The organism is Campylobacter sp. BCW_6889, assembly GCF_001762535.1.
GTDB classification, from domain to species: Bacteria; Campylobacterota; Campylobacteria; order Campylobacterales; family Campylobacteraceae; genus Campylobacter_D; species Campylobacter_D jejuni.
Genome location: NZ_MJWZ01000065.1, coordinates 65,238 through 86,978, shown reverse-complemented (window position 1 = coordinate 86,978; position 21,741 = coordinate 65,238). Strand labels below are relative to the sequence as shown.

The window sequence follows — 21,741 nt, the reverse complement described above, 5'->3', positions numbered from 1 at the left end:
ATCCTTGCTACTAAAAAAGGTTTAGAACAAGACAATCAAGCCGTTAAAGAATCAGTTCAAACCGTATCAGTTGTAGAAGGTGGTAATCTAACAGCAAGAATTACTGCTAATCCAAGAAACCCGCAACTTATTGAACTTAAAAATGTTCTAAATAAACTTCTTGATGTTTTACAAGCTAGAGTAGGTTCTGATATGAATGTTATTCATAAAATATTTGAAGAATACAAAAGCTTAGATTTTAGAAATAAAATCTCTAATGCTTCAGGAAGTGTTGAATTAACTACTAATGCTTTAGGCGATGAAATAGTTAAAATGCTAAAACAAAGTTCAGACTTTGCTAATGCTTTAGCTAATGAAAGTGGAAAATTACAAACTGCTGTTCAAAGCTTAACCACTTCTTCAAATTCTCAAGCTCAATCTTTAGAAGAAACTGCAGCAGCTTTAGAAGAGATCACTTCTTCTATGCAAAATGTTTCAGTTAAGACTAGTGATGTTATCACTCAATCTGAAGAGATTAAAAATGTTACAGGTATTATAGGAGATATTGCAGATCAAATCAATCTTTTAGCTTTAAATGCAGCTATTGAAGCTGCACGTGCTGGAGAACATGGTAGAGGCTTTGCTGTTGTAGCTGATGAAGTTAGAAAACTAGCTGAAAGAACACAAAAATCTTTATCTGAAATAGAAGCTAATACTAATTTACTTGTTCAATCTATCAATGATATGGCAGAAAGTATTAAAGAACAAACTGCAGGTATTACTCAAATCAATGATAGCGTAGCACAAATTGATCAAACTACTAAAGATAATGTTGAAATTGCTAATGAATCAGCTATTATTTCTAGTACAGTAAGTGATATAGCTAATAATATCTTAGAAGATGTTAAGAAGAAGAGGTTTTAATTAGTCATCTATACCTAGTGAAAAACTAGGTATAAATTTTTCCTTCGATTTAAATTTTTCATCAAAATTTCTAAAAAGTTTCCAAATATTTTTATACTTTCATTGTTTTAAATTTTAATATGGAGTAAAAATAAATGGAAAGAATATTGTTTTTAAAAGGTTCAGCTTTAGATTCTATGCTGGCTTTTTTTAAGTTCAAATTTTTAAGTGCTGCTATGCTTAAGGATAAGGATTTTCTAGGTTTTAAAGTTGTTGATGCAAGCACACAAGATAAAGTTATAGCACCACAAGGTTATGAAGCAAGGGTTTTAATTTCTTGAGATGATCCACTTTTTAGCAAAGCAAAACCTTATGATGAAAATAAAATCATCGATATAAATGCGGTTAAAAATGCTCATTTGGTTTTTTGGAGATAATGATGATGGTATGAATTTTTTCCACTTTCAAAAAACAGAGGAATTTTAGCCGTTAATAATGAATATATAAATCCTGAAATCATATTTAATCATCATGGTAAAAATTAAGCAAAGAAGATATTTTTTTATATGAGCAAGCTAGTGTGGGTGTGAGTATCTTAGAAATCGAAAAAAAGATGATGATTGGACTGTTTTTAGACTCTAAGTATAACCACAGAATAGATTAAACACTAAAATGCAAGTAAGTGAGCAGCTAAAAAAGAAGTTTTAAAAAATGAAAAATTTATTCATGGAACTTTTGCAAATTATGCAAATGGACAAATACCTTAGGGAGCTTATATCACCTGTGAAGAAAATTTTGGCGATTTTTTGAAGTTTAGATGAAAATTTAGAATTTTGATGAAATATTTGATTTAGCTAAAAATATCGACGAAATCAATCTTTTTAATATAAAAATATGCTTTAAAAGAACTTCTTTAGGGTGTTTAAACATGTAAATATAGGAATTATCGTAAAAAAGACGGGTTTATATGGGTGAATGACGTGTTATTTTTAAATTTATTAGTAAACACAAATATAAAAAAGGTGCTAATATAGCAAAATTATTAGATGAAAGCATTTTGTATATGGGACAGTTTAATGGTAAAGTGGGAGATTTTAAAAGATAGGGAAAATGGATAGCAAGCCATAAATAAAAGTGATTCTAAAGAAGTATTTGCAACACTAGCAAATAATAAAAATCGCCAAGAACCTAATGTAGCAAATCCAAAAACAGAGGAAATCAGACGCTTTTTAACAGGGTTTATTGCTTGTGAATTAACAGGGATTGCTTTTAGTGAGGATTATGCTACAATGTTTGTAGGCATACAACACCCAAGAGAAGGTTTGAAAGGTAGTACTTTTCCTTATGGAAAAACAACCAAGATCTGGTGTGATGATGATAAGAAAACTTGATGGTGGAGTGATAGGAAGCTAATAAATTCCAAGCTTAAGGCTTGGAATTTAATTATTGCATTAGCAATTACCAGTTTTTAAATATTTTATAATAGCTTCGCTAGCACGATAGGCTAAAGCATTTAAGGTTAAGGTAGGGTTGTAGCCTGGATTATGTGGAAAATTTCCTGCACCTACGACAAAAAGATTATTAACATCCCAATGTTGTAAATAAGGATTAACTACACTTGTGTTTTTATCTGTACCCATTATAGTTCCGCCAGCAATATGGGTAGAAGTATACCAACCATTTGAAACTACTCCATAATCTCCTAATTTTGGCGAAGTGTAAATATTTTGCGCTCCCATTTCTTGCATGATGCTTTTTAGTTTTGGAAGCATAAAATTATAAAGATTTTTATCTTGCTTGGTAAAATTATAGGTTACGCGGATAAGTGGTAGTCCATAAACATCTTTATAAGTTGGATCAAGGGATAAATAATTACCTATATAAGGAATAGATGCACCCTGAGCTCCAATATAAGTAAATCGAGTATAATTATAAATAGAAGCTTTTTTAAATTCGGCTCCCCATGAAGGTGTGCCCGGTTTAATTGGATTTGATGCTATAGGTCTTGCTCCATTTTGGGAAATTCTAAAGCTTGCTCCATGAATAAAATCAAGTTTGGAATGATCGAAATTATCCCCATTAAAATCATCTATCCAATTGCAAAGTGCCCCAGCTCCAAGATAAGAATTAAATGGATCTTTGAAAAAACCATTAACACTAGGTGTGATTTGATAACTATAATTTTTTCCTAAAGTTCCTTTGCCTGTTTTTGGATTATAAATTTCGCCTATATTAGAAACCATTAAAAGTTTAGCATTGTTGAAAACATAAGAGCCTAGCATAACCACTTCTGCAGGCTGGATAAATTCTTCTAAAGTTAAAGTATTGATAAATTTTACCCCTGTAGCTTTACCATCTTTATGCAAAATTTCTAAAACATTAGCATGCGTTTTAATATCTAAGTTTTTAGTTGCTAAAGCTGAAGGTATAGTTGTTACTATAGGAGAAGCTTTTGCACCATATTCACAGCCAAAATGCTCACAAAAAGCACAATATTGACATGCTCCCAAGCTTTGTTTATCAGGATTTGTATAAGTTTGAGATGAGTTTGAAGCAGGAACCATACATGGATGATATCCAAGTTTTTTCGTTGCTTCATCAAATTTTTTTAACATAGTTGTTTTTTCTAAAGGAGGATTTGGATAAGAATTTTTTCTTTTTCCTGAGAAAGGACTTTTATCTTCTCCAGAAACTCCCATCATTTTTTCAGCTTTGTCGTAGTAAGGTTCCATTTCATCATAGTTTACACCCCAATCTTGAATAGTGTATTCTTTAGAAACTTTATTTTTGCCATATTTTTCTTCTGTTAAAGATTTTATTTGAAAGTCATAAGGTAGAAAACGATAACTCATGCCATTCCAATGAACTCCTGCTCCACCAACATTATTACCGACATCAAAAGCATAATTTTTTCTCATTGGTAAAGCAATTTCATTATCATTATTCCTAACACATATACTTTCTTTACTTAAATCTTGTTTCATTGCAGCATTATTTACATATTTATACTCATCATGCGCACCCAAAAAATCCGAAGTATCTTGATGTCCACCCCTTTCTAAGGCGACAACTTTAATCCCTGTTTTAGCGCATTCATTTGCAACAATAGAAGAACTCCAACCTAAACCTATAACAACAACATCTGTTTTTTTAAGTATTTTTGCCATTTGTATTCCTTTAATGTGACATATCAGCCAAAGAAATAGGCTCTATCACTTCAAATTTATCTCCATCTAAAACTTGAGCTGCGTAAGTCATTTGAGCGCCTGGGAATTTTTTCATGCGCCAAGCTTGCATATTTGCATTGCCGCCATAAATTGGATCAGCATAAACTCCTGCTATAGTCATGCTTCTTAATTCTGTAAAAAAATCGCTTGCTTTTATCTTATCTCCAAAAGAAACCTTTGTTTTATCTTGTTCAAAAGCTCTTAAGACTTCATCTTTTTGTTTCGCATTAAGTTCTATAAAGCTTTTTTTATAACGAAGTTTTGCTTCTTCATCTAAAGCATTTACCCCCATTTTAAAAAGTTCGGCTCTAGTTAAAGGATATTGATAACCTTGATTTTTCTTTCCTTGTATAAAAGGTCCAAAGCGATAATCTTTTGCTCCACTTCCGTAATTTCCTGCAAGTTCATTATCTATAAAAATAGCTACACCTAATTTTTTAGCACCTGGTCCTAAATCATCTTCGGGAAAAATTCTTTCTACTGCTTCACTCAGAATATCAAGTTGTGCAGAATTATTAAAAAAAATTCTAGCACGATAATTTTGAGTAGAATTCAAATTGTTTTGATTGTGCGTATGAGCAAAAACCATACTTGGTGCGCTAGCACCTACTAAAGCAAACAAAGATGAGGCTTTAAGAAAATTTCTGCGACTTTGTTTTTTGTCCATGTTTATTCCTTCCTTATTTTTTTAACATAAATAAGTTATAGTTTTTAATATAAAAAATATATTAATTTAAAAAAAATAATATTTTTATATTTTTTTAAATGTGTAATTATGTAACAAAATTAAGTATAATTTAAATTATATTTAATAATATTTATAAAACGTTATGAAAAAATATTTTATATTTTTAAGGAGTATTGATATAAAGATTTAGGCTAGGAATTCTAGCCTATAATAAGAAAAAATCAATGCAAGCTTTCTATATAAGCCATAGCACTTAATGCAGCTACAGCTCCATCACCTGCAGCACAAATCACTTGCTTAGGTGCATCTTTTCTAAGATCTCCTGCGGCAAAAAGTCCAGCAACACTAGTTTGCATTTTAAGATCAACACTTACTTGCCCACCTTCTTCCATATTGCATAAAAACTTACCATCGTCTTGTTTTAAAATTTCATTTCTTACATTAAGACCAACAAAAGTAAAAATTCCTGGAACATTTAAATCTCTAATACTACCATCTTTTAATTTTACTTTTACACCAGTAACACCCATTTTATCACCATATACTTCATCTACACTTGCACTAGTAATGAGTTCTATTTTTTCATTTTTCTTAACTTTTTCTACTGTAGATGGAGCTGCTCTAAACTCATCTCTGCGGTGGATAAGATAAACCTTAGAACAAATATTTGCTAGATACAAAGCTTCTTCTAAAGCCGTATCTCCACCACCTAAAACTGCAACTTCTTTATTTTTATAAAAAAATCCATCACAAGTTGCACAAGTGCTTACACCTTTTCCAAAAAATTCATCTTCGCCTTTAAAACCTGCTCTTTTTGGAGCTGAACCTGTACAAACTATCACAGCTTTAGCAAGTTCTGTTTTACCACCTTCTAATTTGATGGTAAAACTTCCATCGCTATTTTTTAAAATTTGTTCTACTCCAACCATTTCATGTTTTAAACCAAAACGCATACATTGTTCATTCCAAGGAGCCATAAAAGAAATTCCATCCATAACTTGGGCTACACCTGGATAATTTTCTATTTCAGAACTTGAGGTAATTTGTCCACCAGGCATACCTTTTTCAAACAATACTACATTCTTAAGACCACCTCTAGTTGCATAAAGTCCGGCACTAAGTCCAGCAGGACCTCCACCTATGATTGCTACATCTAACATTTATATTTCCTTTATATTGAATTTTATTATTAATAATGATATAAAAATTATTCTTAATAGTAGTTAATAAAAATTATTATTTAGTATAAATTTGAAATTTTTAAGAAGAAGGCTAGTTATACTAGCCTTTAGTTTATAGTAAAGAATTTAGTTTATCGCTAATTGCTTGTTTAGATTGTGCACCAACGAGTTGATCTACAACTTCACCATTTTTAAAGAAAATAAGCGTAGGAATAGAGCGAACACCAAATTCAGCTGCTAAATCACCTTGTTCATCTGTATTTACTTTGCAAATTTTAGCTTTACCATCAAAGTCGTTTGCAAGTTCATCAATAACTGGAGCAAGCATTCTACAAGGTCCGCACCATGGAGCCCAAAAATCAACTAAAGCTACACCTTCTTTTGCTTGAGCAAAATTATCACTTGTTAATTCAATATATTTTCCCATAATTTTTCCTTTCTTTAATTTTTGTCTAATTGTATTTTATTTTTTTAAATATCAGCTTAAAAACTTATATTTTCGCAAAATTGTATCACATCATTTTTAATGCAAATCAGATCAATCTGAAAATCCGATGAAATTCCATTTTTAAGATGATAAAATTCTATAGTTTTTAAAATTTTTTCAAGTTTTTTTCTATCCAAACGCTCAGAAACTTCATAATCATTTTGAGTAAATTTAACCTCTATAAAATGTAAAATTTCATCTTTTTTGGCTATTATATCGATTTCTCCAAATTTAGAATGGAAATTTCTTTTTAAAATTTCAAAGCCTTGTTTTTTTAAAAATTTACAAGCCTTATCTTCACCTAAAATTCCATCTAAATAAGCTTTTACACCCATTATTCTATACGCATCATAAAAGGCTTGGTTTTTATAAAATCTTGTTTGCGCAAAATTTCAAGCAAATTTTGTATGCTTTTTTCATAAGTTAAATGCGTAGTAAAAAATAAAGTGCTGTAATTTTCATCATTTTTTTTAGGTTTTTGTAAAAAACTATCGATAGAAATATTATTTTCACTCATCAATTGTGTGATTTTAGATAAAACCCCTATTTTATCTTCAACTTTCACCCTTAAATAATATTTTGTATAAATTTCATCTTTGCTTAAAAGCTCGTATTCTAAAGTATTCACAAAACCAAGCATTGGTGCTTTTACCTGATCTCTTGCTATATCCATAAGATCTGAAATCACAGCACTTGCAGTGGCCTCTCCTCCTGCTCCTGCTCCATAATACAAACTTTCATCCAACAAATCTCCATTAATACTTATAGCATTCATCACTCCATCGACTTTTGCAAGCATTTTTTCTTTATCTATCATAGTAGGATGCACTCTTAATTCTACTTTATCTTCACGCACCTTGGCTATACCTAAAAGTTTTATGGTAAATTCAAACTCATTAGCAAAATACATGTCTTCAGGCGCAATTTCGCTAATACCCTCGATCAAAATATCTTCAGGTTTAGCTTTAAGATTATAAGCGATACTTGATAAAACAAGCAGTTTATGAGCTGCATCTTGTCCTTCTATGTCAAAAGTTGGATCAGCTTCTGCATAGCCTAAATTTTGAGCTATTTGTAAGGCTTGTTTAAAACTCATATTTTTTTGACTCATAGAACTTAAAATATAATTACTCGTACCATTTAAAATCCCTTTTATAGCCAAAATATTATTTGCACTTAAACCTTCTTTTAAAACCTTTATAATAGGAATTCCCCCAGCCACACTTGCTTCATAACCAAAGGCTAAATTTTTAGCCAAATTTTCAAGTTCATAACGATGATAAGCAAGCATAGCTTTATTTGCAGTAACAACAGCTTTTTTCTTTTTTAAAATTTCACTCACTATTTTAAAAGCTTCATCCACTCCACCCATTAACTCTACAAAAACATCTACATCAGCATTTAAAATTTCTTCAACGCTATGAGTAATTGGAATTAAAGCGTTTTTTTTAGGACTTCTAGCAAGAGCGATCACAGGAGTTATGCTTTGCCCACATCTCGCACGAATAAGTTTATTGTTTTCTAAAAGAAATTTAACCACTGCACTTCCAACAGTGCCATAACCAAGAATTGCTACTTTCATAACTTACTCTTTTAAATATTTTTTGATATTGCGTGCAGCTTGGCGTATGCGATTTTCATTTTCAATTAAAGCAATTCTTACATACTCATCACCTGCTTCGCCAAAACCTACCCCAGGACTTACTGCAACACTAGCACGTTGTAAAAGTTGCTTTGAAAATTCTAAACTTTTTAAATGTCTTTTGCTTTCAGGGAGTTTTGCCCAAACAAACATACTTGCTCTTGGTTTTTGAAGTTTCCAGCCTGCGTTTTCAAAAGCTTCAAGTAAAATGCGCATTCTTTTATCATAAGTTGCACGGATTTCATCCACACAAGTTTGATCTCCATCTAAAGCTATGGTAGCTGATACTTGAATAGGTGTATACATACCATAATCAAACCAAGATTTTATTTTTTTAAGCGCACTGACTAAGCGTTTATTTCCTACTACAAAACCTACACGCCAGCCTGCCATATTGTAAGATTTTGAAAGAGTGTAAGTTTCTACCGCTACATCTTTTGCACCTTCAATTTCCAAAATAGAAGGAGTTTTATAGTCATCATAAGTTAAATCTGCATATGCAATATCTGAAATAATATAAAATCTTTCTTTTTTTGCCGTTGCTATCAATCTTTCATAAAAACTTTTCTCACAAGTTACTGTTGTTGGATTATGCGGGAAATTAACAACGACATATTTTGGACGCGGGATGCTTTCATTTAAAGTTTTATGTAAATTTTCAAAAAATTGATTTTCATCAAGCTCAAATTTTTCATTATAAGCTAAAGGCATTTTTGCTACATTGCCTCCTGCTATAATAAAAGCTTGAGTATGTATAGGATAAGCAGGAGTTGGCACAATAGCAACATCTCCAGGATTTATAATCGCTCTTGCAAGATTTACAAAACCCTCTTTTGAACCCATGGTAGCTACAACTTCATTTTCAGGATCTAGATTGACATTATATTTTCTTTTATACCAATTACAAATTGCTAAGCGAAGTTTATAAATCCCCATGGATGTAGAATATCCCGAGGTTTTATCTTTGTTAGCGCTTTCACAAAGTTTATCTATAATGTGTTGTGGAGTTTTACCATCGGGATTTCCCATTGAAAAGTCGATGATATCCTCTCCAGCACGTCTTGCTGCCATTTTTATCGCATTTACTTCTGCGAAAACATAATTTGGAAGTCTTTCTATGGTATTAAAACGGATTTCATCAAACATTTCTTAATCCTTTATTTTTTAAGTGTGATTTTTAAACCCCTGCGTATATTATCTAAACTATACATATCGCTTACAATAGCATATATAGCACCATTTGGAATAAGTTCTGAAAAATGATTATTTTTATTTTCACTTTTTACTGCTTTAATTAGATTTAGATTTTTATCTAAAAAGAAGATTTTAGGAAACCAATTGTCTAAATCATTTGCATCAATAATCAAATTTGTAGCATTTTTTAAATCAAGCACATAGTCTTTAAGGGGTTTTTCTAATGATTTTGGAGTATTTAAATTAACATTTGTATTGGTTTTTAATACAGCATTGGAAAAATTTAAATCATATTCATAATCATATGCCCCAATACGCTTAATATTATCTATATAGACAGAATTTTCTTTTAAGAGATTGTAAAGCGTTCCAGGATCTAAAATATATTGGGATTCTACTTGTATGGTATAGTCAATATTTCCTTCTCTTAAAATCAAATCTGTAGGGATAAAATATATATATCCAGCATCTGTTAAAACATCGGATAAAATTTTAAAAAACATAACTTCATCAGCTTTTGCTTTAAAATTTAGTCTTAGACTTTGAGGATTTGATAGTGTTAAGGCAATTAAAGAATTGGTTTTTAATATTTGAGATATTTTTGCAATATCACAATTTCCATTATTATCTATGTAAGAATTATTTGAAAATAATAATTCTAGTTGAGAATTTTTACTAGGATTGTTTACTAAATTTTTTGCCAAATCAAGACTTGAGATTGCAAAAGATATATTGACATAAAGAGTAAGAATAATAATTTTTTTTACCATTCTTTACCTTTATTTAATTTTGCAAATTCAGTAGCTGAAATACTTGTAATTTTTCCGTCTTTAATCAAGAAACGTTTTGAAATTCCTGCAGGAAATTTTTGTTCTTTATTTTCTTGATCAAATATTGTTAAAGCTGCAGCTCCTGTTAAAATTAACTGATCTTTATCTAAAGAAATATTAAAATCTTTTTCTTTAATAAAGCTTGTTTTTTTAAGGCTTTTTAAATCTATCAAACCTATCCAAATCTTGGTAGAGGTTTTAAAATGTGCTTCTTTTAAAGAATCAGTTTTTGGTGTATTTATGTCTTCTTGGATTTGGGTATTTTTTTCTTCATCGAGTAAGGTTGTGTTATTTTCACTGATATTATTTTCTATGCTTATGTTTTTATCATTTTCTTGTAACGAGATGTTTTGGCTTGGTAAAACGCTCTCTGTTTGATTTGTTTCTTGTGCTTTATTGTTGTCTATAACAACAACATTATTTCCACCTAAAGATTTTAAATTTTCTTGTGCTTGTCCTATGATATCTATAACTGTTGTGCTAGTATTATTTTGTTCATCTTTGAAAAAAGTTTTAAGTGTATCAAAATAATAAATTCCACTTCCTATAATCACTAAAACAATAAGAACAATCAAAAAAGGCCAAGCATTAGAGGATTTTTGACTATAAGCATCTAGTTTTGGGGTTATCATTTTTGATTTTGTTTGTGGAGTAGGATTGTTTTCGTTAAGATAAGCTTCATACTCTTCATTAAAATCACTAAAGTCGAGTTCGTATTCTCTGCTTAAAATTTTAACAAAACCTTTAACATTAAAACGACTTAAAACAACAAAATTCTTTTCTGCTAAAGCTTCAAGAAAATCAAGTTCAATTTGCGTTTTTGCTGCAACTTCTTTTAAATTTAATTCTTGTATTTTTTTCCAATTAAGCATTTAACATCCTATCACAAAGTATTGCAAAAGCAGCGCTGACATTAAGACTATCAAAATTATTTTTCATCGCAATGCCCACACATTCATCGCATTTTTTTACAATTTTAGAGCTTAAACCAAAACCCTCACTACCCAAAACTAAAACTTTTTTACCATTGCTTATTTTTACACTGTGAATTTCTTTTCCCGAGCCATCGCTCGCATAAAAATAAAAACCCACTTGTTTTAGTTCATTTATTACACTTAAAGCATCGTTGCTTATCACAATAGGTAAATCAAGAGCCGCTCCGCTGCTTGTGCGAATTACTCCTTCCATGGCTAATTTTTCACCAATAAAAATTAAAGCCCCAACCCCTAAAGCATAAGCTGTACGCGTGATAGCCCCTATATTTCCTACATCGCTAATTCCATAAAGCATAACAATAAAATCATTTTTTTTGATCTCATTTAAATTCGCAAAAGAACTTTCTTTAATATCTAGCAAAAAACCTTGATGATTTCCACCTTTAGCATAAGCTTGAGCAGTTTTAAAATCAAGTTTTTTGATTTTAAAACCTGATTTTGCGATTTTGGAAAAAGTAGTTTTATCACATTCTTTTGCTAAATAAAGCTCATTGATATAGTCTTTATGATATTCTAAAATATAAAAAAATATTTGCTTCCCATAAACTATCATATTAAAATTTTACCTAATCTTGACTTAAAAGCAGTTTTTGATAAATTTCTTTTGCATTTTTTCCATTGATCTTTGATAATAATTTTGCTTTTGCTTTTAAAGACAGCTCTAAATCCATAATATCTTTTTCACAAAGAGTATTTTGCAAAAAATTTTGCTCTTTTGATTGCAGTACTACAACCCATTCACCGTTTAAATTAGACTTTTTTAAAATTTCAAAAAGCTCTTTAGCATTGCCTTTAAATTTATTTTCAAATTTTTTACTGATTTCTTTAATCAAAAAAATTTCTCTTTGGCTGTCTAGAATCATAATTTGTTCTATCAAAGATAAAATACGCTTGGGGGATTCGTAAATAATACTTGGATAAGGAAAGTTTAAAATTTTTTCTATATCTTTTTGTCTTTCTTTGCCTTTATTGGCTAAAAAACCGATAAAGATAAATTCTTTTTGACAAAATGCCGAGCTTACAAGAGCAACTAAGGCTGCATTTGCACCTGGTAAAATTTCATAGGCGATATTATTTTCTTGTGCAAATTCTACCAAAGCCTTGCCAGGGTCACTAATCCCTGGCATTCCTGCATCGCTTAAATAAGCTACATTTTTTTCAAATATTTTTAAATCAATACTTGCTAAAACCTCTTTTTCATTATGGGAGTGTAAGGCTATAAATTTAGAAATATGAATATCAGTGTGAAATTTCGCATTTAATAACGAAATTAAAGACTTACTTATTCTCGTATCTTCGCAAAACACAAGATTGCAAGTCTTTAAAAGTTCTAAGGCTCTAAAAGAAATATCGCTTAAATTTCCTATGGGAGTAGGAATAAAATAAAGCATAATTATTGCATTGCGTATTTTTTCTTAAATTTCTCTACACGACCTGCAGCATCTACAATTTTTTCACTACCTGTAAAAAAAGGATGGCAATTTGAACAAATATCTACTTTTAATTCTGCTTTGTTTGACTTTGTTGTAAAAGTATTTCCACAAGCACAACTTACTTTGCATTCTACGTATTCTGGGTGAATTTCTTTTTTCATTAGTTTTCCTTAAAAATTAAAACAATAAGCCGTGATTATAAATTATTTAACATAAAAAAGAGATTAATTTAAGAAAAGTTAAAGCAAAATTTTTGAAGCTATAGCTATAATAGCTGTTTGACTTTTTAGAATATTAGAGCTTTTAAGAGAGATTTTCCGGTTAAACAATAATCTCTCATCATTGTTAAATCCACCTTCAGGACCTATAAAATATAATTCTTTTTCATCGAAATGACTTTGTTGTTCTCCTTGAAAATCAACCATAATTGCATTTGGAAATTTTTGAACAAATTCTTGAGTGCTTTGATGGATAATTAAATCCATTTTAGTATTTCTACCGCATTGTTCACAAGAAGAAATAATGATTTTTTCAAATCTTTCTAAATCGATTTTAAAATTTCTTTGTGAAAAATTTGTAAAAACCAAATGTAACTTTTTTACTCCAAGTTCATTTAAGAAAGGTAGAGTTTTTTCTAAAATTTTAATATCTATAATGGCTAAGGCTAAGTTTAATTCACTTTGTTTTATATTTTGTGATTTTTTGTTTAAAAATTTTAAAGTGCAAGAATTTCTTGTTAAATTTGTGATTGTATAGTTGTAAAGAAAATTATCTTGTAAATTTCTAAGATTTAGCTCCGAATTTTCCTTTACTCTTCTTACTTTTAAATGGTTAAAGTTTTCACCTTGAAGTTGTATAAACTCTTCTCCAGCTTGCTTGTTATACAAAAATTGCATTTTATAGATATCTTTCTATTAAAAAAGGCAAAAACAATAAAAAAATTTCAAAAGGTAAAATCAAACAACTAATCCATCTAAAAGTGGCATATTTTCTAAATCTTCTTGCTTTTTTAAAACAAACAAAGTGAAAAATTGCTAAGGCAAAAATTAAGATCCAAGAAAAAATCATTACCCAGATATTGACATTCATTTGAAATTGTTTCATTGCTGATAACAAACAACCTGTAAAAATAATCAAAGCTAAAAATAAATAATAAATTGGTAAAAATAATCGTATTCTGCGAATAAAAATGAATTCGGTTTTAAAATTTCCTTGTGTTAGTATAAGATAAAAAAGCATTAAAAAACCGCTCGCATAAAGACTATAAAGATGTAAAGCTAAAAAGAATTCGTAACTTTGATCCATTATTTTCCTTTGTTTATAAAATCAGCTAAATTTTGAATTTGTTCATCGCTTAAAAAACTATGGTTTTTATCTTTTATCGTTTTTATTTTTTGTATAAAAATTTTATTGCCCAAGGTTTTAATGGCTGTGCTGTTTTTGGGTTTTAATTCCCCTTTTTCTCCATGACAAGTGGCGCATTTTTGTTTATATAAAGAGTTGATAATACTAGGATTGGCTTCATGTTCATCATCTGAACTTTGTGCTTCATCATCTACAGGTAAAGGCAGGTTGGAGTCACTTAATTCTGTTTTTTCATCGTTTTGTTCTATTTGAACTACTTCTTGATCTGTATTTTGAGTCTTGGAAATATTTTTTTCATCATTAGAACAGGCAGATAAAACTAATAAAAAAAAACTTAAGGCAATTAAAATTTTAGCTTTTTGCATTAAATCTCCTTTGGATTTATAAAAATTTCTTCATTTTTTAATTTGTTATAAAAATCTATATCATTCCATTCTGCTTTAATGCCATTGGAAAATTCTATGTCTTGAAGTGAAATTTTTGGCATTAGCTCACTATAGGCATCTTCTCTAAAACCTTGTGCATAGCCTGTTCTTGTTTCATGAACAATGATGCTTTGTAAAGTCACTCCTTGTTCTCCATTTACCATTTTTGTTTGTTTTAATAAAGCATCTATAAGTATGAAAAATACACGACAAAAATTTTCAGCACTTACATTAACAGGCAGGCAAATCCAACGACTTGAATATTTTTTCATTTCTTCTAAATATTTTGCGTCATCATATTTAAAAAGAGTGATAGCATGATCAAAACTATCAATAATTTGGCGTATATAGGTTTTTAAAAGTCCAAAATCATAGACCATTCCAGCATTATCTAAATATTTGCTTTCAAGTAAAACTTCAACTTTGTAAGAATGTCCATGAATGCTACTTTTGCAACGTTTAGAAGAACAAAATCTAACAATGTGTGCGTTTTCAAATTCAAATAATTTTCTTATAATCATACACCCTCTTTATTGTTCCAAAGACGAATATGAATTCTATCAGAGTAATTATAACCATTCTTAATACAAAATTCAGCAATTTTTTGAGCATTTTTTTTAAGATTTTGCTCATTTTCACCCATAGGCATACAAAAAATTTGATTTGGAGCTTCTTTTAGAATTTCATTGATTTCTAAAAATGAATTATCAAGGGTATTGGCATCTAAAACAAATTTATAAAAACTATCTTTTGCGTAATTTTTAAATGCTTTTAAAGCTTTAAAATTTAATCGTTTATCTTTTTTTATCCCGCTATTTTGGAGTTTAACGCTTAAAGCAAAAATACATTCTTTGTAAAAAGGATATCTATCAAAATCAATTTCTATGCTTCCATTGCTTTCAAAGTGTATTTCGAATTTATTTTTTAATAACATTTGGATAAATTCTATAAATTCAGGATTTTCATAATGGATTAATGGCTCTCCACCTGTGATAACAACTATAGGATTAAAGCCTTGTTTTAATTTTATCACTCTTTTTAAAAGTTCATTAGCATTTAAAGTTTCATAACTTTCTTTAAAATCTTTTGTGAAAACAGCTCTTATCGTGTCACATCCGATGAGAGTTTTATTGTTTTTTGATATTTTTACATTAAAACCTAAACAGTTGAAATTACAGCCAGCAAAACGCATAAAAATAGCTAATTTTCCATTATATTTACCTTCTCCTTGAATACTTAAGAAACTTTCAACAAGTTGCAAAATTAACCTCCAGTTTGATAAAAAGCACGAGATGAGGTTTTATTATCAACAACACTCCATTTATTTTTTTCTGGTTTATTTCTTAATACTTCTTGTAATATTTCTACAGCGGCTTTAATATCACCTTTTCGAACCGCTTCTTTTATACTTAATGCTTCATCAAAATAAAGGCAAGGTATTAACAAGCCTTCAGCACTTAAGCGTATACGATTGCAAGAATCGCAAAATTCATGGCTATGAGGATCTATAATTCCGAATTCATAATCATCTGCCTTGTAAATACTCACAGGTGCTTTTTCATCTTTTTTTATAAGTTGAATTTGATATTTTTGACTCAAAATTTGTATAATTTCATCTCTTTTTAATCCTTGTAATTTACCATAAGCATGAGTATTTTCCATAAATTCTATAAAGCGAATTTGAGCTTTTTTTGATTTTGCAAATTCCAAAAGAGATATCAGTTCATCATCGTTTAAATTTTTAAGAGCTACAGTATTAAGTTTTACTTTCAAATCTAGATTTAAAGCTTCATCAATTCCAGATAAAACACTATCTAATACATCTTTTTGCGCAAGAGTTTTTGCTTTTTTGTGATCTAGAGTATCAAGTGAAATATTAAGTCGTTTAAGTCCAGCATTTTTTAAGTCTTTAGCAAAGTCTTTTAGTAAAAATCCATTTGTAGTTATAGCAAGGTCAATATCGCTTTTATAATCGCTAATCATTTTTATAAAAATACTTAAATCTTTTCTTAATAAAGGTTCCCCACCTGTTATACGGATTTTTTCAATTCCTTCGTCTATAGCTGCTTTGATAAATAAAAAAAGTTCTTCGAAGCTTAATAAATTTTCTTTTGGCTGATAATCGAAAGGAATTTTTGGCATACAATAAAGGCAGCGAAAGTTACATCTTTGTGTAACTGAAATTCTAAGATAATTTATTTTTCTACCGAATTGATCTATAAGCATTTATTTTCCATTCTATTTTATTAATTTCTTAAATTTTAAGACAAGTTCTACATTTCCAGTGCCAATGCGTAAATCTTTAGCGATTTGTTCTATGCTTTTTCCTTCTTTGAAAAGATTTTCTATTTTTTGTTCTTCTGTATCGTAATTTGGTGTAAGTTTAGCCATGCTTTGTGCTTTTTGTTCCAAATTTAAAAGACGATTTTGTTGTTCATTTTGAAAATCTTCTATGATATGTTCCATAGTTTTTAGTGTTCTTAAAACAGGAGTGATTTTTGAACTGATTTGTTTATCAAGTTCAATCATAATTTCTTCTTTTAAAAGAGAGATTTTATAGTCTTCATCCTCTTCGCTATCATCTTTAACCCCTAATTCTTTACGAAAATAATGAAGTTCTTTGGTAATATCTTCTATCACATTTTGAAGTTTTGCTATTTTTGCATTATTTTCTCTTTCTTTGATATTCATATAGGCTAGCATTGCAATTAAAAGCACAATTATAAAAACTAAATAAAGTACATCATCACTCATTCTTGGCCTTTCTTATTTCTTATCATATTTCTTTGAATTTCAACAACAAAAGCATCAAAAGCCATTTTGTCTTCGGGCTTAATTTTGATAATTTTTGCCAATGTTTGACTTTGAGCTTTGATAAAAATAGCTATTTTTTGATTATTTAAATCAAATCTTAAATAATATTCTTTATCTTCTTCTAAAATAGTATCCAAAAAATTTAGATATTCAAAATTCAAAGATTCTACTACCCCTTTTTGCTTAAGCGGTATAAGTTCTTTATTTTTATCTAAAGAATTTTCAAGCCTTAAAATATCTTCTTTTAGACTTAAAAGAAGATCAAAAATAATTTTTTCACCCTCGTCAAAATCAATGCGTAAAGCAAGTTTTTTCCATTTTAAAATTTGAGAAATTGCTCCAAGTTTTAGGTATTCTCCAAGAAAACGGTTATTTTCTATTTTACAACATTCTAAATGAGCTTCAAATCCTGCTTTAAAAAGTGTTAATTCCATAATAAATCAATCCAAATAAAAATAAAAAAGATAATACTTAAATAACCATTTAGAGTAAAAAATGCTCTATCAATATGAGCAAAATTCTTGTGAACAATTTTATGTTCCAAGGCTAAAATAATACCGCTTATAATTACCCCAGTAAGTGCTATTTTTCCAAGTGCTACACCCCAAACTTCCCACACAAAAAGAAGCCAAAATAATACCGCTAAAATATGGCAAAAAGCTGATATAAATAAAGTAGCCTTTGAGCCAAATTTAGTAGGGATAGAGTGAAGTCCTATTTTTTTATCATACTCCATATCTTGTAAAGAATAAAGCAGATCAAACCCAGCTGTCCAAAAAGTTACACCTAAACATAAAATAACGCTATAAATGTGAATTTCACCCATAATTATAACGCTTCCTGCAATAGGCGCAAGTCCTAAACAAAATCCTAAAACTAAATGCGCTAAAGAACTAAAGCGTTTAAAAGCTGAATAAATAGCCAATACAAAAAGCACAGGAAAAGACAAATAAAAAGCCAAGGTATTAATAAAATAAGAACATAATATAAAAATAAGTGCATTAATAATAATAAAAATCCATACGCTTTTTCTACCTATTTTTCCACTGACATTAGGACGATTTGCACAACGAGGATTATCCTTATCTATATCTTCATCCATTAAACGATTTGTAGCCATGGCAAAATTTCTTGCACTTACCGCACAAATAATGCCTAAAATCAATGCCTTAAAACCAAACCAAGCAGTGTCATTTGCAAGTTTTGATGCTACAATCATAGAGGAAAATAAAAAAGGCAAAGCAAAAATAGAATGCTTAAATACTACAAGTTCTAAAATATCTTTAAATTTTATCCAGAATGTGTTCATTTTTCTACTTTAAAATATTTTTTGCTATGATTTTACTAAAATTTTTATAAATTTTAGGATAAATATTAAAATGTTTTTTGAAATAGCATTAATAGGAACAACCGCGAGTGGAAAAACATACATAGCTAATACTTTAGCAAGAGAATTTGATGCTGTTGTTTTAAGTCTTGATAGTCTTTGTGTTTATAAAGAAATTAATATAGCAAGTGCCAAGCCTTCACAAGATGATCTTGCGAGTATAAAATACTTTGGGGTAAATTTATTGAGTGTGAATGAACATTTTAATGTTGAGCTATTCATAAGAGAATATCAAAAAGCAAAAGAATTTGCTTTAGCTAGAAATTTACCTCTAATTATAGTAGGTGGAACTGGATTTTATTTAAAAACTATGATAGATGGTTTGAGTGAAAAAACCTTAGAGTCAAAGAGTTCTTTAAATAATGATGAAATTTATGCTCTTTTATTAAATATTGATCCAAACTATAAAATAGAAAAAAATGATACTTATAGATTAAAAAAATGGCTGGGTATTTATGAGCAAACAAGAGAAATTCCTAGTGAATTTTTAAAAAGAACACAAAAAACTGGGGTGCTTAAAGATATAGAAATTTATGAGCTTGAGTGGGATAAAGAAATTTTAAAAAAACGTATTCAAACTAGAACAAAAGAAATGCTTGATAATGGACTTTTAGATGAAGCAAAAATTCTTTTTTCTAAATTTGATCATAAGCTTAAAGCATTAAATTCTATAGGTTTGAAAGAGTGTAAAGAATATTTAGATGGAGAAATTTCCTTTAAAGAGCTTGAAAATTTAATCACGATACATACTACGCAACTTGCCAAAAGACAAAGAACTTTTAATAAAAAATTTCAAAGTAAAGCCTTGGAATTTGATAAAGCTTTAGCTACTTTAAGAATGAAATTTTCAATCGAAAAATAAATGTTCTACTAGAATTTTTACTCCTAATATAATTAAAACCCATCCGCCTAAAAGTTCAGCTTTATTTTTAAGATAAATTCCAAATTTATTTCCTATTTTTAGAGCAATGATACATAAAATGAAGGTAATAATACCTATTAAAAATATGGCTAATAATAAATTTACATTTAAAAATGCAAAACTCACACCAACTGCTAGTGCATCGATACTCGTAGCAATTGCTAAAGCTAGCATGGTTTTAAAGCCAAATTGGTTGGCATTACTATCGCAATTTTCATTTTCCAATGACTCTTTGATCATTTTTAATCCTATTAAAGAAAGTAAAATAAAAGCTATCCAATGATCAATACTCGCAATAAAAGATGCAAAAGTTATACCTATAAAATAACCAATAGTTGGCATCAAGGCTTGAAATCCACCAAAATAAATTCCAACAATAAGATAATGTTTTAAATGTAGTTTTTTAACACTAAAACCTTTGCATAGTGATACAGCAAAAGCATCCATTCCTAAAGCACAGGATAAAAAAATAAGACTATAAAAATCCATAATAAATCCTAAAATTTTATAAAAAATTGAAGATGAAATTATAATCAAACAAAGATAAAAATCACATAATTTTGATATATTTAATTAAATTTTAAGAAATAAATATATATAATTCAATTTCATTTTTATTTTTTACTCCTTAAAAGTGGCCCATTCGTCTAGCGGTTAGGACATCGCCCTTTCACGGCGGTAACACGAGTTCGAGTCTCGTATGGGTCACCACTTTTTAATTTTTCTTTTAAAATAACTATTTTTTCATTTTTCTATTAAAATTTAATAAATATTAATAATTTATTTTGTAGAATACGGATAGCTTTTGATATAAGTCTATTATAGACTTATATCAAGGCTGGGCATTATTGAGCTGGTGTTTGCTCTTTTGTTTTTTTGTGAGTTTTAGCTTCATGTTTTTTATCAGCTTTAGCTTTTGAATGATGAGCTTTTGTATGTGTTTGATTCACATCGCTTGGAGTATTAGCTGCAAAAACATTAGCTACGAGAGCACCTAGTAATGCTGAGATTAGTACAACTTTTTTCATATTTTCCTCCTTATGAATAATTTTTAGTTGCAAATTAATTGTAATTATTAAAAACCAACAAATAGATATTTTTTGTAAAAATATTTCAAAAAAATATAATTTTTTATATACATTTAAATTATTATTAAAATATATTATAAATATATCTTATTTTATTTTAGATTAAATAAATAGAAATTTTACCCACTAAGCTTTTAAGATATTTTTACTCTTTTTAATATTATTATGGTAATATTTTCAATATCAAACTAAAAATAAAGGAGAAATTATGTTTGAATTAAGAAAATTACCTTATGATACCAATGCTTTTGGTGATTTTTTGAGTGCTGAAACTTTTAGCTATCATCATGGAAAACATCACAATACTTATGTTACAAATCTAAATAATCTTATTAAAGATACTGAATTTGCAGGTAAAGATCTTGTAAGTATTATCAAAACTTCAAATGGGGGCGTATTTAATAACGCAGCTCAAGTTTATAATCATGATTTTTATTTTGATTGCATTAAGCCAAGTACAGGCTGTGGTTGTGGCGGTTCATGTCAAAGTATAGATGCTAATTTACAAGCGGCACTAGAAAAAGAATTTGGATCTTTAGAAAATTTCAAAGCTGAATTCATCAAAGGTGCTACAGGAGTTTTTGGTTCAGGATGGTTTTGGTTAGTTTATAATACTAAAAATCAAAAACTAGAATTTGTAGGCACTTCAAACGCAGCTACACCGATTACTGAAGATAAAGTTCCTTTACTTGTTGTAGATGTTTGGGAACATGCTTATTATGTAGATCATCGTAATGCACGCCCTGCTTATTTAGAGAAATTCTATGCTCATATCAATTGGGAATTTGTTGCAAAAGCTTATGAATGGGCTTTAAAAGAAGGTATGGGATCAGTTAGTTTTTATGCAAATGAACTTCACCCTGTAAAATAATTTTAATCCTTTTTGTGTTAGAATGAATTTTGGCTTAATGTCAAAATTCTATACGAAAAGGAGCAAAAAATGGATAATTCCTTATCTGCATATACTCAAAAATATGACAAAGAAGGTTATGGACTTCAATATCCTGATGGTCATGTTATAAGATTTTACGAGAGAATCTTAAAATACAAACTAAGTAAAACAAGTGGAAAATTACTTGATTTTGGTTGTGGAAATGGAGTGCATTCTAAGTATTTTAAAAATATAACGGGGGGGGGGTATAGAGCCTTATGGTATTGATATAGTTCCTAGTTTAAAAAAG

27 protein-coding genes, 1 tRNA gene and 1 pseudogene are annotated in these 21,741 nt (G+C 29.1%); 6 read left to right on the top strand and 23 right to left on the bottom strand.

The features are described from left to right. On the top strand, window positions 1-903 hold a 903-nt coding region (locus AJ939_RS07260; RefSeq protein WP_250540826.1), incomplete at its 5' end, for a methyl-accepting chemotaxis protein. Between the two features lie 134 nt (window positions 904-1,037). Then, window positions 1,038-2,177: pseudogene (locus AJ939_RS07255) on the top strand (PhoX family protein); the annotation flags it as partial. Window positions 2,178-2,333: 156 nt separating this feature from the next. Here the strand turns inward: AJ939_RS07255 and AJ939_RS07250 are convergent. The 21 genes from AJ939_RS07250 to mqnP form a co-directional block, all read right to left on the bottom strand. After that, window positions 2,334-4,049, bottom strand: a complete 1,716-nt coding sequence (locus AJ939_RS07250; RefSeq protein ID WP_070276486.1) for a GMC family oxidoreductase — start codon at window positions 4,047-4,049, stop codon at window positions 2,334-2,336. Window positions 4,050-4,059: 10 nt separating this feature from the next. After that, the gene (locus AJ939_RS07245) at window positions 4,060-4,776 is read right to left on the bottom strand and encodes a gluconate 2-dehydrogenase subunit 3 family protein (RefSeq protein ID WP_070276484.1); all 717 of its coding nucleotides are present in this window, start codon (window positions 4,774-4,776) and stop codon (window positions 4,060-4,062) included. A 242-nt stretch (window positions 4,777-5,018) separates the two neighbouring features. Further along, window positions 5,019-5,957 (bottom strand): thioredoxin-disulfide reductase, encoded by a 939-nt coding sequence (trxB, locus tag AJ939_RS07240; protein ID WP_070239757.1) that lies wholly within the window; start codon window positions 5,955-5,957, stop codon window positions 5,019-5,021. A gap of 133 nt (window positions 5,958-6,090) precedes the next feature. Next, window positions 6,091-6,405 carry a thioredoxin gene (trxA, locus tag AJ939_RS07235; RefSeq protein ID WP_002778629.1) on the bottom strand — a complete coding sequence of 105 codons (315 nt, stop codon included), beginning with the start codon at window positions 6,403-6,405 and terminating at the stop codon, window positions 6,091-6,093. A gap of 56 nt (window positions 6,406-6,461) precedes the next feature. Continuing rightward, window positions 6,462-6,800: a YraN family protein gene (locus AJ939_RS07230; protein ID WP_002851874.1), complete on the bottom strand. Its 339-nt coding sequence runs from the start codon at window positions 6,798-6,800 to the stop codon at window positions 6,462-6,464. Continuing rightward, window positions 6,800-8,047, bottom strand: coding sequence for a homoserine dehydrogenase (locus tag AJ939_RS07225; protein WP_070276482.1), 1,248 nt, complete (start codon window positions 8,045-8,047; stop codon window positions 6,800-6,802). Before AJ939_RS07225 ends, AJ939_RS07230 begins: the two co-directional genes overlap by 1 nt. 3 nt (window positions 8,048-8,050) lie before the next feature. Continuing rightward, a complete protein-coding gene (locus tag AJ939_RS07220) occupies window positions 8,051-9,253 on the bottom strand; it encodes an LL-diaminopimelate aminotransferase (RefSeq protein ID WP_070276480.1) in 1,203 nt (400 codons plus the stop codon). Between the two features lie 11 nt (window positions 9,254-9,264). Then, window positions 9,265-10,071, bottom strand: coding sequence for a hypothetical protein (locus AJ939_RS07215; RefSeq protein ID WP_070276478.1), 807 nt, complete (start codon window positions 10,069-10,071; stop codon window positions 9,265-9,267). Continuing rightward, a complete protein-coding gene (locus AJ939_RS07210; RefSeq protein ID WP_070276476.1) occupies window positions 10,065-11,003 on the bottom strand; it encodes a hypothetical protein in 939 nt (312 codons plus the stop codon). The genes AJ939_RS07215 and AJ939_RS07210 overlap by 7 nt, the downstream gene beginning before the upstream one ends. Then, window positions 10,996-11,679 (bottom strand): 23S rRNA (guanosine(2251)-2'-O)-methyltransferase RlmB, encoded by a 684-nt coding sequence (gene rlmB / locus AJ939_RS07205; RefSeq protein WP_070210175.1) that lies wholly within the window; start codon window positions 11,677-11,679, stop codon window positions 10,996-10,998. Before rlmB ends, AJ939_RS07210 begins: the two co-directional genes overlap by 8 nt. Window positions 11,680-11,692: 13 nt before the next feature. Then, window positions 11,693-12,517, bottom strand: a complete 825-nt coding sequence (gene rsmI / locus AJ939_RS07200) for a 16S rRNA (cytidine(1402)-2'-O)-methyltransferase (protein WP_070210174.1) — start codon at window positions 12,515-12,517, stop codon at window positions 11,693-11,695. A 2-nt stretch (window positions 12,518-12,519) separates the two neighbouring features. Further along, the gene (gene rpmE, locus AJ939_RS07195; protein WP_002860977.1) at window positions 12,520-12,720 is read right to left on the bottom strand and encodes a 50S ribosomal protein L31; all 201 of its coding nucleotides are present in this window, start codon (window positions 12,718-12,720) and stop codon (window positions 12,520-12,522) included. Window positions 12,721-12,798: 78 nt separating this feature from the next. Further along, window positions 12,799-13,455 (bottom strand): 16S rRNA (uracil(1498)-N(3))-methyltransferase, encoded by a 657-nt coding sequence (locus AJ939_RS07190; protein ID WP_002851903.1) that lies wholly within the window; start codon window positions 13,453-13,455, stop codon window positions 12,799-12,801. A gap of 1 nt (window position 13,456) precedes the next feature. After that, window positions 13,457-13,864, bottom strand: coding sequence for a membrane protein (locus tag AJ939_RS07185; RefSeq protein ID WP_002851635.1), 408 nt, complete (start codon window positions 13,862-13,864; stop codon window positions 13,457-13,459). Further along, a complete protein-coding gene (locus tag AJ939_RS07180) occupies window positions 13,864-14,289 on the bottom strand; it encodes a c-type cytochrome (protein ID WP_070276474.1) in 426 nt (141 codons plus the stop codon). The genes AJ939_RS07185 and AJ939_RS07180 overlap by 1 nt, the downstream gene beginning before the upstream one ends. Next, complete coding sequence (locus AJ939_RS07175) at window positions 14,289-14,870, bottom strand: 6-pyruvoyl trahydropterin synthase family protein (RefSeq protein WP_002858675.1); 582 nt, start codon at window positions 14,868-14,870, stop codon at window positions 14,289-14,291. The genes AJ939_RS07180 and AJ939_RS07175 overlap by 1 nt, the downstream gene beginning before the upstream one ends. Continuing rightward, window positions 14,867-15,610: a 7-carboxy-7-deazaguanine synthase QueE gene (locus tag AJ939_RS07170; RefSeq protein WP_044779786.1), complete on the bottom strand. Its 744-nt coding sequence runs from the start codon at window positions 15,608-15,610 to the stop codon at window positions 14,867-14,869. The genes AJ939_RS07175 and AJ939_RS07170 overlap by 4 nt, the downstream gene beginning before the upstream one ends. A gap of 2 nt (window positions 15,611-15,612) precedes the next feature. Beyond that, window positions 15,613-16,575 carry a GTP 3',8-cyclase MoaA gene (moaA, locus tag AJ939_RS07165; protein WP_002860981.1) on the bottom strand — a complete coding sequence of 321 codons (963 nt, stop codon included), beginning with the start codon at window positions 16,573-16,575 and terminating at the stop codon, window positions 15,613-15,615. A 12-nt stretch (window positions 16,576-16,587) separates the two neighbouring features. After that, entirely contained in the window at window positions 16,588-17,103 is a 516-nt protein-coding gene (locus tag AJ939_RS07160; RefSeq protein ID WP_044778712.1) for a DUF6115 domain-containing protein, read from the bottom strand. Further along, entirely contained in the window at window positions 17,100-17,597 is a 498-nt protein-coding gene (locus AJ939_RS07155; RefSeq protein ID WP_002860983.1) for a hypothetical protein, read from the bottom strand. The genes AJ939_RS07160 and AJ939_RS07155 overlap by 4 nt, the downstream gene beginning before the upstream one ends. Continuing rightward, window positions 17,588-18,472: a menaquinone biosynthesis prenyltransferase MqnP gene (mqnP, locus tag AJ939_RS07150; RefSeq protein ID WP_070239763.1), complete on the bottom strand. Its 885-nt coding sequence runs from the start codon at window positions 18,470-18,472 to the stop codon at window positions 17,588-17,590. Before mqnP ends, AJ939_RS07155 begins: the two co-directional genes overlap by 10 nt. 70 nt (window positions 18,473-18,542) lie before the next feature. Between mqnP and miaA the strand changes: the two genes are divergently transcribed. Next, on the top strand, window positions 18,543-19,412 hold the full coding sequence (miaA, locus tag AJ939_RS07145; protein ID WP_070276472.1) for a tRNA (adenosine(37)-N6)-dimethylallyltransferase MiaA: 870 nt from the start codon (window positions 18,543-18,545) through the stop codon (window positions 19,410-19,412). Here the strand turns inward: miaA and AJ939_RS07140 are convergent. Next, window positions 19,398-19,961, bottom strand: a complete 564-nt coding sequence (locus AJ939_RS07140) for a manganese efflux pump MntP family protein (protein WP_070276470.1) — start codon at window positions 19,959-19,961, stop codon at window positions 19,398-19,400. The genes miaA and AJ939_RS07140 overlap by 15 nt on opposite strands. A 147-nt stretch (window positions 19,962-20,108) precedes the next feature. On the opposite strand from AJ939_RS07140, the gene AJ939_RS07135 reads away from it, so the two are divergent. Further along, window positions 20,109-20,183, top strand: a tRNA-Glu gene (locus AJ939_RS07135). A gap of 134 nt (window positions 20,184-20,317) precedes the next feature. On the opposite strand, the gene AJ939_RS07130 is transcribed toward AJ939_RS07135, so the two are convergent. Beyond that, on the bottom strand, window positions 20,318-20,500 hold the full coding sequence (locus tag AJ939_RS07130; RefSeq protein ID WP_070210602.1) for a hypothetical protein: 183 nt from the start codon (window positions 20,498-20,500) through the stop codon (window positions 20,318-20,320). Window positions 20,501-20,768: 268 nt separating this feature from the next. Between AJ939_RS07130 and sodB the strand changes: the two genes are divergently transcribed. Both sodB and AJ939_RS11205 read left to right on the top strand, forming a co-directional pair. Continuing rightward, window positions 20,769-21,431 (top strand): superoxide dismutase [Fe], encoded by a 663-nt coding sequence (gene sodB / locus AJ939_RS07125; protein WP_002851662.1) that lies wholly within the window; start codon window positions 20,769-20,771, stop codon window positions 21,429-21,431. 69 nt (window positions 21,432-21,500) lie between these two features. Then, the gene (locus tag AJ939_RS11205; protein ID WP_052775596.1) at window positions 21,501-21,719 is read left to right on the top strand and encodes a hypothetical protein; all 219 of its coding nucleotides are present in this window, start codon (window positions 21,501-21,503) and stop codon (window positions 21,717-21,719) included. The last annotated feature ends 22 nt before the right edge of the window (window positions 21,720-21,741 follow it).